The following is a 12,014-nucleotide window of genomic DNA, read 5'->3' as shown; positions in this document are numbered from 1 at the left end:
CCCTGTTGACCATGCTCGTCGCCCGGTCCGCCGCCCTCTTCGTCCTCGCCGCGCTCTTCGAGATCGGCGGCGCCTGGCTCGTGTGGCAGGGCGTGCGCGAGCACAAGGGCTGGGCCTGGATCGGCGCGGGCGTCCTCGCGCTCGGCATCTACGGCTTCGTGGCCACGCTCCAGCCCGACGCCGAGTTCGGCCGCATCCTCGCCGCGTACGGCGGGGTCTTCGTGGCGGGCTCGATCGCCTGGGGCATGGTCGCCGACGGCTACCGGCCCGACCGGTGGGACGTCGCGGGGGCGCTGATCTGTCTCGCGGGGATGGCCGTGATCATGTACGCGCCCCGGGGCGACTGAGGCGGGCGGACACACCCCGCGAGCGCCCGGAACCGCACGCATATCCTGACCGGGGACGGGCCACGACGGTCCGCCCCGAGCACGACCCGCACGCCAGGACCGGCACCACCACCCGCACCCCGCCGAGGAGCGCCCATGACCGCCGCCGCCACCCGCATCGCGATCATCACCGGCGCGAGCAGCGGTATCGGTGCCGCCACCGCCCGCGGCCTGGCCGCCGCCGGTTACCGCGTCGTCCTGACCGCCCGCCGCAAGGACCGCATCGAGGCGCTCGCCACCGAGCTCCACGAGGCCGGGCACGACGCGGTCGCCTACGCGCTCGACGTCACCGACCGCGCCGCGGTGGACACCTTCGCGACGGCCTTCAAGAAGGTCGCGGTCCTGGTGAACAACGCGGGCGGCGCGCTGGGCGCGGACCCGATCGCCACCGGCGACCCGGCCCACTGGCGCCAGATGTACGAGACGAACGTCATCGGCACGCTGAACGTCACGCAGGCCCTGCTGCCCGCGCTCACCGCGAGCGGCGACGGCACGGTCGTGGTGCTCTCCTCCACCGCGGGCCACGGCACGTACGAGGGCGGCGGCGGCTACGTGGCGGCCAAGCACGCCGAGCACGTCCTCGCCGAGACCCTGCGCCTGGAGATCGTCGGCACCCCGGTGCGCGTCATCGAGGTCGCCCCCGGCATGGTCAAGACGGACGAGTTCGCGCTGACCCGCTTCGGCGGCGACGCCGAGAAGGCCGAGAAGGTCTACGCGGGCGTGGCCGAGCCGCTCACCGCCGACGACGTCGCGGACACGATCACCTGGGCGGTGACCCGTCCGCCGCACGTCAACATCGACCTCCTGGTGGTCCGTCCGCGCGCCCAGGCGTCCAACACCAAGGTCCACCGGGAGTCATGACGATGACGCTCCCCGGCGACGACCCGGGCGGCCCGGCCTACTCCGCCGACTCCCCCGACCCTCTCGAACGCCTCACCCACGAGCACGAGGCCCGCCGCCTCGCCGAGGAGAAGAAGAACGAACGCATGGTGTGGTGGTACCTCGCGTACTTCCTCTTCGGCATCCACCTGGTCGCCTTCGTCATGATCTACGCGGTCCGGCACGCGAAGTGACGGCTCAGCCCTTCACGCAGATGACCTGCCTCAGCTTCGCCACGACCTCCACGAGGTCGCGCTGGTGCGCCATGACCTGCTCGATCGGCTTGTAGGCCGCGGGGATCTCGTCCACGACGCCCGCGTCCTTGCGGCACTCGACGCCCCGCGTCTGGTCCTGCAGGTCCCGGGCCGTGAAGCGCCGCTTCGCCGCGCCCCGGCTCATGCGCCGGCCGGCGCCGTGCGAGGCGGAGTTGAAGGACGCCTCGTTGCCGAGGCCCTTCACGATGTACGAGCCGGTGCCCATCGAGCCGGGGATGATCCCGAGGTCACCGCTGCCGGCGCGGATGGCGCCCTTGCGGGTGACCAGCAGGTCCATCCCGTCGTAGCGCTCCTCGCCGACGTAGTTGTGGTGGCAGGAGATCTCCCGCCCGAAGGCCGGCCGGGCCTTCTTGAACTCCTTGCGGATGACGTCCCGGAAGAGCGCCATCATGATCGCGCGGTTGTGCTTCGCGTACTCCTGGGCCCAGAACAGGTCGTTGCGGTACGCCGCCATCTGAGGGGTGTCCGAAACGAAGACCGCGAGGTCGCGGTCGACCAGCCCCTGATTGTGCGGGAGCCTCTGTGCGACACCGATGTGGTGCTCGGCGAGCTCCTTGCCGACGGTGCGGGAACCGGAATGCAGCATCAGCCAGACGGCATCGGACGAGTCGACGCAGAGCTCCACGAAGTGGTTGCCGGAGCCGAGCGTCCCCATCTGCTTCACGGCCCGCTCCTCCCGGAACCCGACCGCCCGCGCGACCCCCTGGAAGCGCCCCCAGAAGTCGTCCCAGCCGGACGTCGCCATGCCGTGGAAGCGGCCCGGCCCGACGGGGTCGTCGTGCATGCCGCGGCCCACCGGGATGGCCTGCTCGATCTTCGAGCGCAGCCGCGAAAGATCACCCGGAAGGTCGTTCGCGGTGAGCGACGTCCTGACCGCCGACATGCCGCAGCCGATGTCGACGCCGACCGCCGCCGGACAGACCGCGCCCTGCATGGCGATCACCGAGCCGACCGTCGCGCCCTTGCCGAAGTGGACGTCCGGCATGACCGCGAGGCCCTTGACCCACGGGAGCGTCGACACGTTCCGCAGCTGGCGCAGCGCCGCGTCCTCGACGGACGCCGGGTCCGCCCACATCCGGATCGGCACCCGCACCCCGGGCACCTCCACATACGGCATATCGGCCTCAATCCCCCGGAAACAACTACAAGCCCAGAAGCGCAAATACCGGAGCCAAGGTCAACGAAAGGGGTGACGGACCGGCATCCACGGCAGCGCGTGCGATACACATTGTCTCCACCGGCCGCCCACCGGCGGCAACCGAATATCCAGGCAGAACCCGGCGAGAGGAGCCATCACGGTGCAGCGGAAGGCCAAGGCCTGTGTTCCCGGTGTCGCCGCACTCCTCGCGGTGCTGCTGGCCGGCTGCAGCGGCGGCTCCGGCCTCGGCGACGAGAGCGACGACTCCAAGCCGGGCGGCGGCGGGGGCACCACAGCCCCGGTCCAGCCCGGCAAGTACCGCACCCTGCCCGAGCCCTGCGGCGAGGTGGACCACGACACCCTCGACTCGATGCTGCCCGGCATCCCGGAGATGACCGACGCCGAGCAGCGCGAGAAGGCGTACGAGGGCACGCCCACGGTGACCTACGACACCGACCGGCGGGTGGGCTGCAACTGGAAGGTCGAGTCGTCCGGCGCCTCCCACCACCTGCTGATCGACTTCGAGCGCGTCGTCTCCTACGACGGCACGGTCAGCGACGACGCCCGCGCCGCCGAGGTCTACGCGACCAAGCTGCGCGAGGCGGGCCTGAGCCGCCCCTCCGGCGACGCCCCGCAGGACGACGGCGACGCGGGCACCGAGTCCGCCGGCTCCGACAAGGCCGGGGACACCGAGGCGGGCGACAAGGCGCAGGGCGGCAAGCGCGGCCGGAGCGACGACGACAAGGGCAAGGCCGCCGGGGACAAGGGCAAGGGCGCGGGGCCCGCAGAGGACGCAGAGGGCAAGGACGGCGCCGACGACGAGGACGCGTCGGCCGCCACCGGGCCCGCCACCCCGCCCCCCGGCCTCGAACCCCGCACGCTCGGCGACCTCGGCGACGAGGCGTTCCTCGACGACGCCCTCACCACCGCCGCGTCGGCCTCCCGTCACCGCACCGTGACTGTGGTGTTCCGCACGTCGAACGTCGTGGTGACCATCGAGTACGACGAGCAGCCCGGCCGCCGCACGGACGTCCCCGACAGCAAGGAAATGCAGGACAAAGCGCAGGAACTGGCCGATCAGCTGGCCGGGGAGTTCGACGAGTAAGGGGCGGCCGGATCCGTTCCGGCCGGGGCCCGCGCTCCGGTGAAGCGGAGCCGCCCGCCGTCCGGTGCGCGTACCGTGGCCCCGGACCCGACGACGTCACGAGACGAACTGGACGTCACGAGACGAACAGAGTGAAGGAACCATGCACCGACCTGCACAGCGAAAGCGACAGCTCCGCAGCCGCCTCCTCGTCTGCGCGGCCGCCGTACCGGCCCTCCTCGTGGCCGGCTGCTCCTCCGACTCCGGCTCGGACTCCGGCTCCGACGGCAAGAAGGACTCGGGCGCCAAGGCCTCGGCGTCCGCCAAGGCCGGCGACAAGGCGGCGAGCGTCGAGAAGGCCGCGTACGCCACGCTTCCCGAGCCCTGCAAGGTCCTGTCGAAGAAGACCCTTGAGGACCTGGTGCCCAAGGCGAAGGACAAGTCGGGCAAGGCCGGCGCCTCCAGCGACACCGAGCTGCGCGGCAGCTGCTCGTGGGACAGCCTCGACAACAACGGCGTGGACGGCTCGCAGTTCCGCTGGCTGCGCGTCTCGCTGCTGCGCTTCGAGTCGGACTCCTCGCTCGGCAGCGGCGCCAAGCGCGCGCAGGAGAACTTCGCCAAGCAGGTGGAGGACGCGCAGGCCACCAAGGACGCGAAGAGCGTCAAGGCGGAGCCGGTCAAGGGCGTGGGCCAGCAGGCGACGCTCGTGCGCTACGACCTGAAGAAGGACAAGGACACCTTCAAGCAGCAGACGCTGGTGACCCGCGTGGAGAACGCGGTCGTCACCGTCGACTTCAACGGCGCGGGCCTCGCGGGCGACAAGTCGCCGGACGCCGGCACGCTGTCGAAGAGCGCGGAGAAGGCGGCCAAGGAGGCCGCGGACGCGGTCGTCAACGCCAACATCGGCGGCGGCAAGGACGACTCCGATTCGAGCGCGAAGCCGAAGTCGGACGCGTCGAAGGACGCCAAGGACGACAAGGACGCCAAGTCGAAGGAGTCCAAGGAGCCGAAGGACTCGAAGGAGTCGAAGGAGTCGGCGGACAAGGACGACGCCAAGGCGGACGCGAAGAAGGCCGCCGACAGCAAGTCCTGACCTCAACTCGCGCTTCCACCAGGCACGTTGACCGGAGCCCGGCCCCTCGTGGGCCGGGCTCCGGGCGTACCGGCACACGGCCTTCCGCACGCATGTGCCAGGCTGTCGCTCGCAACAAGCCGACAGAGGCCTTGAACAGGGAGGGGTTCGCGGGTGGCCGCGATGCAGCTGACACGCACGCACCGGATACTCATCGGAGTCGTCGTCGCCGGTGCGGTCGTCATCGCCGGGATCGGCTTCGCGGGGTCGTACACGGCCGTGCGCGAACTCGCGGAGAAGAAGGGCTTCGGCGGCTTCTCGGTGGTCTTCCCCATCGGTGTCGACGCGGGCATCTGCGTGCTGCTCGCCCTGGACCTCCTGCTCACCTGGCTGCGCATCCCCTTCCCGCTGCTGCGGCAGACGGCGTGGCTGCTCACGGCGGGCACGATCCTGTTCAACGCGGCCTCCAGCTGGGGCGATCCGCTGGGCGTGGCCATGCACGCGGTGATCCCGATGCTCTTCGTGGTCGCGGTCGAGGCGGCCCGGCACGCGGTGGGCCGGATCGCGGACATCACCGCCGACAAGCACATGGAGGGCGTGCGCATCACGCGCTGGCTGCTGTCGCCCGTACCGACGTTCAAGCTGTGGCGCCGGATGAAGCTGTGGGAGCTGCGCAGTTACGAGCAGGTCATCAAGCTCGAACAGGAGCGGCTGGTCTACCAGGCGCGCCTGCAGGCCCGGTACGGCAGGGCGTGGCGGCGCAAGGCACCGGTCGAGTCGCTGATGCCGCTGCGCCTGGCGCGCTTCGGGGTGCCGCTGGCGGAGACCGCCCCGGCCGGGCTCGCCGCGGCAGGCATCGAGCCGGTGCTGCTGCCGCCCGCCCCGGCACAGGTCGGGCACGTCCAGCCGCAGCTGCCGGCCGCGCCCGCGCGCGAGGAGGCCGGGGCCGCGGCCGGAGCCGGCACGGTCCCGGCACCGCGGGCCGCGCCCGCCGGGTCCGGACCCGACACCCCGGAACAGGCCCCGGAGCAGGGGCAGGAGCAGGCCCCGGAGCACGACCAGGAGCAGGCCCGGCCCCAGGACCAGCAGCCGCAGGATCAGCAGCCGCAGGAGGAGAACCTCCCCGTGGCCAATCACGCGAGCCCCTGGTTCTCGGCGCACAACGCCTCGTACGCGCCGGTGGTGCCCTACGACGAGTGGTACGCCGAGCAGGAGCGCCGCCAGGCGGCCGGCGAACCCCACCAGACCGCCGAGCAGGCTCAACAGGCCTACCAGCAGCAGGCCTTCGAACAACAGCAGGCGTTCGAGCAGCAGCAGGCGTTCGAGCAGCAGCAGGCCCAGGGTCACGGCCCCGAGGGCCCGCAGCCGCAGCAGGGCCCGGAGTTCCCCGTGCCGAACGGCGCGGGCGGCACCCGTCCGCTCGGCGACGGCATCCCGCAGCCCGGGTCCGGCCCGGCGCAGGGCCCGGCCCCGGCGTCCGCCCCCACCGACGAGGACCTGTACCAGGTCTTCCGGCACTCGATAGAGGGTGAGGGCATGCCGACCCCGGGCGCGTTCGCGGCCAACGCGGAGGCGGCGTTCGGGCTGCGCCTCCAGTCGCGCGAGCTGAACAACTACATGGACCGCTTCACGGCCCGGCTCGACAACGAGCTGATGGAGGACCACATCGCGTAGCGGGGGCGGGCGCGCGGCCGGGATCAGCCGCGCGCCTTGCGCCGCCGCTTCGCGGACTCCCCGTAGAACGCGAGGGCCGCGCCCGCCGCGGCGAGGGCGAGGTATCCGGGCGTGGGGACGTCCCACCAGTTCTTCATCATGCCCCAGGGCTCGTCGCCGAACGTCTGCCCGACGGCGCCGAGGCCGCCCTGGATTCCCAGGACCCAACCGACGATGCCAATGATTTCCTTCATGCGTCCATGATCGGATCCGGAGACGCGGCCCGCGTCCTGCCTCAGGCCGAATCCCCGGTAGTCCGAAGGATGCACCCCCGCCCCGAGAACACCCCGGCATGCGCGAGGGCCCCGCTCCGGCAGGAGCGGGGCCCTCGGTCCCGGCACGGGCGGCCGGGGCGGCGGTACTAGCCGGCCAGCAGCTTCCTGACCCGGTCGGCGCCGACCGCGAGCAGCAGCGTGGGCAGCCGCGGGCCGGTCTCACGGGTCACGAGCAGGCGGTACAGGAGCGCGAAGAACGAGCGCTGCGCCACCTTGATCTCGGCCGGCAGCTCCTTGGCGGTCGTGTCCGCGGAGAAGCCCGCCTGCACCTTCGGCACGCCGTAGACGAGGTGGGTGAGACCGTCCAGGGACCAGTGCGAGTCCAGGCCCTCCAGGAGGAGGCGCAGCGACTCGCGGCCCGCGTCGTCCAGCGAGTTCAGGAGCTCGGTGTCCGGCTCGGTGCGCACGACGGTGCGGGCGTCGGCCGGGACCTGGGTGGTGATCCAGTTCTCGGCGCGGTCCAGGCGCGGGCGGGCCTGGTCGAGGGAGGTGATCGGGTCGGCGGGGTCCAGGTCGCGCAGGATGCGCAGGGTCTGGTCCTCGGCGCCCGCGGTGATGTCGGCGACGGAGGCCAGCGTGCGGTAGGGCAGCGGGCGCGGGGTGCGCGGCAGCTCCCCGGCGGCGGTGCGCACCGCGCGGCTGTGCGCGGCGGCGTCGGCGGGCAGCACGGCCCCGCCCCCGGAAGCCGGGGAGGTGCCCCCGGCGACCTTGGCCTCCAGCTTGTCCCACTCGTCGTAGAGCCGCTGGATCTCCTGGTCGAAGGCGATCTTGAAGGACTGGTTGGGCCTGCGGCGGGCGTACAGCCAGCGGAGCAGCGGCGCCTCCATGATCTTCAGGGCGTCGGCCGGGGTCGGCACGCCGCCCTTGGAGGACGACATCTTCGCCATGCCGGAGATGCCCACGAAGGCGTACATGGGGCCGATGGGCTGGACGCCGTCGAAGATCTGCCGGACGATCTGGCCGCCGACGACGAAGGACGAGCCGGGTGAGGAGTGGTCGACGCCGGAGGGCTCGAAGATGACGCCCTCGTACGCCCAGCGCATGGGCCAGTCGACCTTCCAGACCAGCTTGCCGCGGTTGAACTCGCTGAGCCGGACCGTCTCGCCGAAGCCGCACGCCGTGCAGGTGTAGACGAGCTCGGTGGTCTCGTCGTCGTAGGAGACGACGGCCGTCAGGTCCTTCTCGCACTGCCCGCAGTAGGGCTTGTACGGGTAGTAGCCGCCGGTGCCGTCGCTGCCGTCGTCCTCGGAGGCGGCGCCGGAGCCCTCGGCGGCCTCCAGCTCGGCCTCGTCGACGGGCTTCTGCGCCTGCTTGCCGCCCTTGCCCGCCTTGGCCGGGTCCTTCTTGGTGCGGTACTGGTCGAGGATCGCGTCGATGTCGCCGCGGTGCTTCATGGCGTGCAGGATCTGCTCGCGGTAGACACCCGAGGTGTACTGCGCGGTCTGGCTGATCCCGTCGTACTCGACGCCGAGCTCGGCCAGCGACGCGGTCATCGCGGCCTTGAAGTGCTCGGCCCAGTTCGGGTGGGCGGAGCCGGCCGGGGCCGGGACGGACGTCAGGGGCTTGCCGATGTGCTCGGCCCAGGAGTCGTCGATGCCCGGGACGCCGTTCGGCACCTTGCGGTACCGGTCGTAGTCGTCCCAGGAGATGAGGTGGCGGACCTCGTGCCCGCGGCGGCGGATCTCGTCGGCGACCAGGTGCGGGGTCATGACCTCGCGGAGGTTGCCGAGGTGGATCGGTCCCGACGGGGAGAGGCCGGAGGCGACGACGACGGGTTTGCCCGGGGCACGACGCTCCGACTCGGCGATGACCTCGTCCGCGTAGCGGGAGACCCAGTCGGTGGTATCGGTGCTCTGAGCTGCCACGATCGGCACGTCCTCTTGTTTCCTCGGGGTTCCTGGAATCCGGCGTACGCCATTCTCCCAGACGGCGGGACCCGCTCCGGGGTTGCGCCGGGCCGCCGTTATCGAGGAGAAAGCGCCGCCGCGCTCATGGGACACTCGACGGGCACGCTCACGCATCCCCTTTTCGCACGCCGAAGACTTACGAGAACGGAAGCTCATGGCCCCGGTCACGTCCCTCACCGCCTCCGTCCACCAGCGCCTCGCGGACGCCCTCTCGGCTGCCCTGCCGGAAGCCGGCGCCGCGGACCCGCTGCTGCGACGTAGCGACCGGGCCGACTTCCAGGCCAACGGCATCCTGGCGCTCGCGAAGAAGGCCAAGGCCAAGCCGCGGGAGCTCGCCACCCAGGTCGTCGAGAGGATCACGGCCGGTGACCTGCTGGCCGACGTCGAGGTGTCGGGCCCCGGCTTCCTGAACGTGACGGTGACCGACAAGGCCATCACCGAGACCCTCGCGGCCCGGGCGGCCGACGGCGACCGGCTCGGCGTCCCGCTCAACGCGGACGCGGGCACCACGGTCATCGACTACGCCCAGCCGAACGTGGCGAAGGAGATGCACGTCGGCCACCTGCGGTCCGCCGTCATCGGCGACGCGCTGCGCCACATGCTGGACTTCACCGGCGAGAAGACGATCGGCCGCCACCACATCGGCGACTGGGGCACCCAGTTCGGCATGCTCATCCAGTACCTGCTGGAGAACCCCGACCAGCTGGCCCCGGCCGCGGATGTCGACGGCGAGCAGGCCATGAGCAACCTGAACCGCGTGTACAAGGCCTCCCGTGCGGTCTTCGACGCGGACGAGGCGTTCAAGGAGCGGGCCCGCAAGCGGGTCGTCGCCCTGCAGTCCGGCGACAAGGAGACGCTCGACCTCTGGCAGCGGTTCGTGGACGAGTCGAAGGTCTACTTCTACTCGGTCTTCGAGAAGCTGGACATGGAGGTCCGCGACGACGAGATCGTCGGCGAGTCCGCGTACAACGACATGATGGCCGAGACGGCGCGGCTCCTGGAGGAGTCGGGTGTCGCGGTGCGTTCCGAGGGCGCGCTCGTCGTGTTCTTCGACGACATCAAGGGCAAGGACGACAAGCCGGTCCCGCTGATCGTGCAGAAGGCGGACGGCGGCTTCGGGTACGCGGCCTCCGACCTGTCGGCGATCCGCGACCGCGTCCTCGGCCTGCACGCGACGACCCTGCTGTACGTGGTGGACGTGCGGCAGTCGCTGCACTTCAAGATGGTCTTCGGGGCGGCCCGCCGGATGGGCTGGCTGAACGACGAGGTCACCGCGCACAACATGGGCTACGGCACGGTGCTCGGCGCGGACGGCAAGCCGTTCAAGACCCGTGAGGGCGAGACGGTGCGCCTGGAGGACCTGCTCGACGAGGCGGTGCAGCGGGCCGCCGAGGTGGTGCGCGAGAAGGCGCGGGACCTCTCCGAGGAGGAGATCCAGGAGCGGGCGGCGCAGGTCGGCATCGGCGCCGTGAAGTACGCGGACCTGTCGACGTCGGCGAACCGCGACTACAAGTTCGACCTGGACCAGATGGTGTCGCTGAACGGCGACACGTCGGTGTACCTGCAGTACGCGTACGCCAGGATCCAGTCGATCCTGCGCAAGGCGGGCGCGGACACGCGTCCCGCGGCGCACCCCGAGCTCGAACTGGCCCCGGCGGAGCGGGCGCTGGGCCTGCACGCGGACGCGTTCGGCGACACGCTCGCGGAGGCCGCCGCGGAGTACGCGCCGCACAAGCTGGCGGCGTACCTCTACCAGCTGGCGTCGCTGTACACCTCGTTCTACGACAAGTGCCCGGTCCTCAAGGCGGACACCCCGGCGCAGGTCGAGAACCGCCTGTTCCTGTGCGACATCACGGCCCGCACCCTGCACCGGGGCATGGCGCTGCTGGGCATCAGGACGCCCGAGCGCCTCTGACCCGCGGACGACGACGGGCCCCGCACCGGATCGGTGCGGGGCCCGTCGTCGCTTCCGCTCAGCTCCGGCCGAGCCCCCTGCCCAGCCGCCGCAGCCCTTCCGCGATCTCGTCCGGGGACTGCGTCACGAAGCACATCCGCAGCGTCGCCCGGTCGGGCTCGCCCGCGAAGAACGGCGCGCCGGGGACGTACGCCACGTCGTGGGTGATGACCGTGCGCAGCAGCTCGGTCGTGTCGTGGCCGTCGGGCAGCCGCGCCCACACGAACATGCCGCCCTCGGGCCGCAGCCAGCCGGAGCCCTCCGGGAGGGCGTCGGGGAGCCCGGCGAGCAGCGCGTCGCGCCGTTCGCGGTAGATCCCGGCGACCCGGGCCACGTGCGCGTCCAGGTCGCGGTCGGCCAGGTACCGGGCCGCGGCGAGCTGGTTGACGGTGGGGGTGTGCAGGTCGGCGGCCTGCTTGGCCACCGCGCAGGCGCGCAGCAGCCCGGCGGGCGCCCGCAGCCAGCCGAGCCGCAGACCGGGCGCCATGATCTTGGAGAAGCTGCCGAGCAGCACGGTCCGCTCCACCGCCCCGGGGTGGGTGGCGATCCACGGCACCCGCTCGCCCTCGAAGCGCAACTCGCCGTACGGGTCGTCCTCGACGATCCACAGGCCGCGCCGCCGGGCGACCTCGGCGACGGCCGCGCGCCGGTCGGCGGGCAGGGTGCGCCCGGTCGGGTTCTGGAAGGTGGGGACGGTGTAGAGCAGCTTGGGGCGGTGCAGGGCGACGAGTTCGTCGAGGGCGGCGGGGTCGATGCCGGCCGCGTCGCAGGGCACGGGCAGCACGCGGGCGCCCGCGAAGGCGAAGGCCTGCAGGGCCGCCAGGTAGCAGGGGTTCTCGACCAGGACGGTGTCGCCGGGCTCGATCAGGGCGGTCGCGAGCAGCGAGAGCGCCTGCTGGGAGCCGGTGGTCACGAGCACGTCGTCGGCGCCGGTCGGCAGGCCGCGGGCGGTCGTGCGGGCGGCTATGGCGGTGCGCAGCGCGGGTTCGCCCTCGGTGGTCGAGTACTGCAGAGCCCGCTCGGGCGTCTCGGCGAGCACCGCGCGGAAGGCGGCCGCGATGCCCTCGCTGTCGAAGAGGCCGGGGGCGGGCAGGCCGCCCGCGAAGTTGATGACCTCGGGCCGTGCGGTGACGGCGAGGATGTCCCGTACCGGCGAGCCGCCGACCGTGGCGGCGCGCGGGGCGAGCGGCGGCATGGGCGGGGCGGTGGGGACTGGCTCGGCGACGGTCACGGCGACGGCTCCTTCGGCTCTGGCGGTGTAGCCCGCACCCTAGGCAGGTGGGTGCGGGCTACACACGTCATTCCGGGATGCGGACCGGCGGGGGCCGGGC

Annotated in this window: 11 protein-coding genes; 7 read left to right on the top strand and 4 right to left on the bottom strand. The window is 72.0% G+C overall.

Translation table 11 applies throughout. The annotated features are described in order from the left end of the window. Positions 1-11 precede the first annotated feature (11 nt). The 3 genes from ACFYXE_RS00175 (at position 12) to ACFYXE_RS00165 (ending at position 1,459) form a co-directional block, all read left to right on the top strand. Positions 12-347, top strand: a complete 336-nt coding sequence (locus tag ACFYXE_RS00175) for a YnfA family protein (RefSeq protein ID WP_361170083.1) — start codon at positions 12-14, stop codon at positions 345-347. Between the two features lie 135 nt (positions 348-482). Beyond that, entirely contained in the window at positions 483-1,247 is a 765-nt protein-coding gene (locus ACFYXE_RS00170) for an SDR family NAD(P)-dependent oxidoreductase (RefSeq protein WP_389307525.1), read from the top strand. Further along, positions 1,244-1,459, top strand: a complete 216-nt coding sequence (locus ACFYXE_RS00165) for a hypothetical protein (RefSeq protein WP_389307523.1) — start codon at positions 1,244-1,246, stop codon at positions 1,457-1,459. Before ACFYXE_RS00170 ends, ACFYXE_RS00165 begins: the two co-directional genes overlap by 4 nt. A 4-nt stretch (positions 1,460-1,463) precedes the next feature. Here the strand turns inward: ACFYXE_RS00165 and ACFYXE_RS00160 are convergent, their stop codons facing one another. Then, the gene (locus ACFYXE_RS00160) at positions 1,464-2,657 is read right to left on the bottom strand and encodes an RtcB family protein (protein ID WP_389307521.1); all 1,194 of its coding nucleotides are present in this window, start codon (positions 2,655-2,657) and stop codon (positions 1,464-1,466) included. Positions 2,658-2,838: 181 nt separating this feature from the next. Between ACFYXE_RS00160 and ACFYXE_RS00155 the strand changes: the two genes are divergently transcribed. From ACFYXE_RS00155 to ACFYXE_RS00145, 3 genes are all read left to right on the top strand, one after another. Beyond that, entirely contained in the window at positions 2,839-3,783 is a 945-nt protein-coding gene (locus tag ACFYXE_RS00155) for a DUF3558 domain-containing protein (protein ID WP_389307519.1), read from the top strand. Between the two features lie 142 nt (positions 3,784-3,925). Next, on the top strand, positions 3,926-4,855 hold the full coding sequence (locus tag ACFYXE_RS00150) for a DUF3558 domain-containing protein (protein WP_389307517.1): 930 nt from the start codon (positions 3,926-3,928) through the stop codon (positions 4,853-4,855). 162 nt (positions 4,856-5,017) lie between these two features. Next, positions 5,018-6,508 (top strand): DUF2637 domain-containing protein, encoded by a 1,491-nt coding sequence (locus ACFYXE_RS00145; protein ID WP_389307515.1) that lies wholly within the window; start codon positions 5,018-5,020, stop codon positions 6,506-6,508. Between the two features lie 23 nt (positions 6,509-6,531). Here ACFYXE_RS00145 and ACFYXE_RS00140 read toward each other — a convergent pair whose 3' ends face one another. Together ACFYXE_RS00140 and lysS are read right to left on the bottom strand one after the other, a co-directional pair. Next, positions 6,532-6,741: a hypothetical protein gene (locus ACFYXE_RS00140; RefSeq protein ID WP_389307513.1), complete on the bottom strand. Its 210-nt coding sequence runs from the start codon at positions 6,739-6,741 to the stop codon at positions 6,532-6,534. Between the two features lie 167 nt (positions 6,742-6,908). Beyond that, complete coding sequence (lysS, locus tag ACFYXE_RS00135; RefSeq protein WP_389307511.1) at positions 6,909-8,696, bottom strand: lysine--tRNA ligase; 1,788 nt, start codon at positions 8,694-8,696, stop codon at positions 6,909-6,911. 187 nt (positions 8,697-8,883) lie between these two features. Here lysS and argS point away from each other — a divergent pair, with 187 nt between their 5' ends. Further along, on the top strand, positions 8,884-10,644 hold the full coding sequence (argS, locus tag ACFYXE_RS00130; protein WP_389307509.1) for an arginine--tRNA ligase: 1,761 nt from the start codon (positions 8,884-8,886) through the stop codon (positions 10,642-10,644). A 58-nt stretch (positions 10,645-10,702) separates the two neighbouring features. Here the strand turns inward: argS and ACFYXE_RS00125 are convergent, their stop codons facing one another. Continuing rightward, complete coding sequence (locus ACFYXE_RS00125) at positions 10,703-11,914, bottom strand: PLP-dependent aminotransferase family protein (RefSeq protein ID WP_389307507.1); 1,212 nt, start codon at positions 11,912-11,914, stop codon at positions 10,703-10,705. Between the last annotated feature and the right edge of the window lie 100 nt (positions 11,915-12,014).

It is taken from the genome of Streptomyces sp. NPDC002564, assembly GCF_042889645.1.
Taxonomy (GTDB): domain Bacteria; phylum Actinomycetota; class Actinomycetes; order Streptomycetales; family Streptomycetaceae; genus Streptomyces.
Note: the sequence above shows the minus strand (reverse complement) of the source record. Positions and strands in the feature narration are given on the sequence as shown.

What these genes read in the sequence shown, in the direction of transcription:
- ACFYXE_RS00175 (WP_361170083.1), top strand. Translation starts at nt 12, where the DNA reads ATGCTCGTCGCCCGGTCCGCCGCCCTCTTCGTCCTCGCCGCGCTCTTC.
- ACFYXE_RS00170 (WP_389307525.1), top strand. Translation starts at nt 483, where the DNA reads ATGACCGCCGCCGCCACCCGCATCGCGATCATCACCGGCGCGAGCAGC.
- ACFYXE_RS00165 (WP_389307523.1), top strand. Translation starts at nt 1,244, where the DNA reads ATGACGATGACGCTCCCCGGCGACGACCCGGGCGGCCCGGCCTACTCC.
- ACFYXE_RS00160 (WP_389307521.1), bottom strand. Translation starts at nt 2,657, where the DNA reads ATGCCGTATGTGGAGGTGCCCGGGGTGCGGGTGCCGATCCGGATGTGG.
- ACFYXE_RS00150 (WP_389307517.1), top strand. Translation starts at nt 3,926, where the DNA reads ATGCACCGACCTGCACAGCGAAAGCGACAGCTCCGCAGCCGCCTCCTC.
- ACFYXE_RS00145 (WP_389307515.1), top strand. Translation starts at nt 5,018, where the DNA reads ATGCAGCTGACACGCACGCACCGGATACTCATCGGAGTCGTCGTCGCC.
- ACFYXE_RS00140 (WP_389307513.1), bottom strand. Translation starts at nt 6,741, where the DNA reads ATGAAGGAAATCATTGGCATCGTCGGTTGGGTCCTGGGAATCCAGGGC.
- argS (WP_389307509.1), top strand. Translation starts at nt 8,884, where the DNA reads ATGGCCCCGGTCACGTCCCTCACCGCCTCCGTCCACCAGCGCCTCGCG.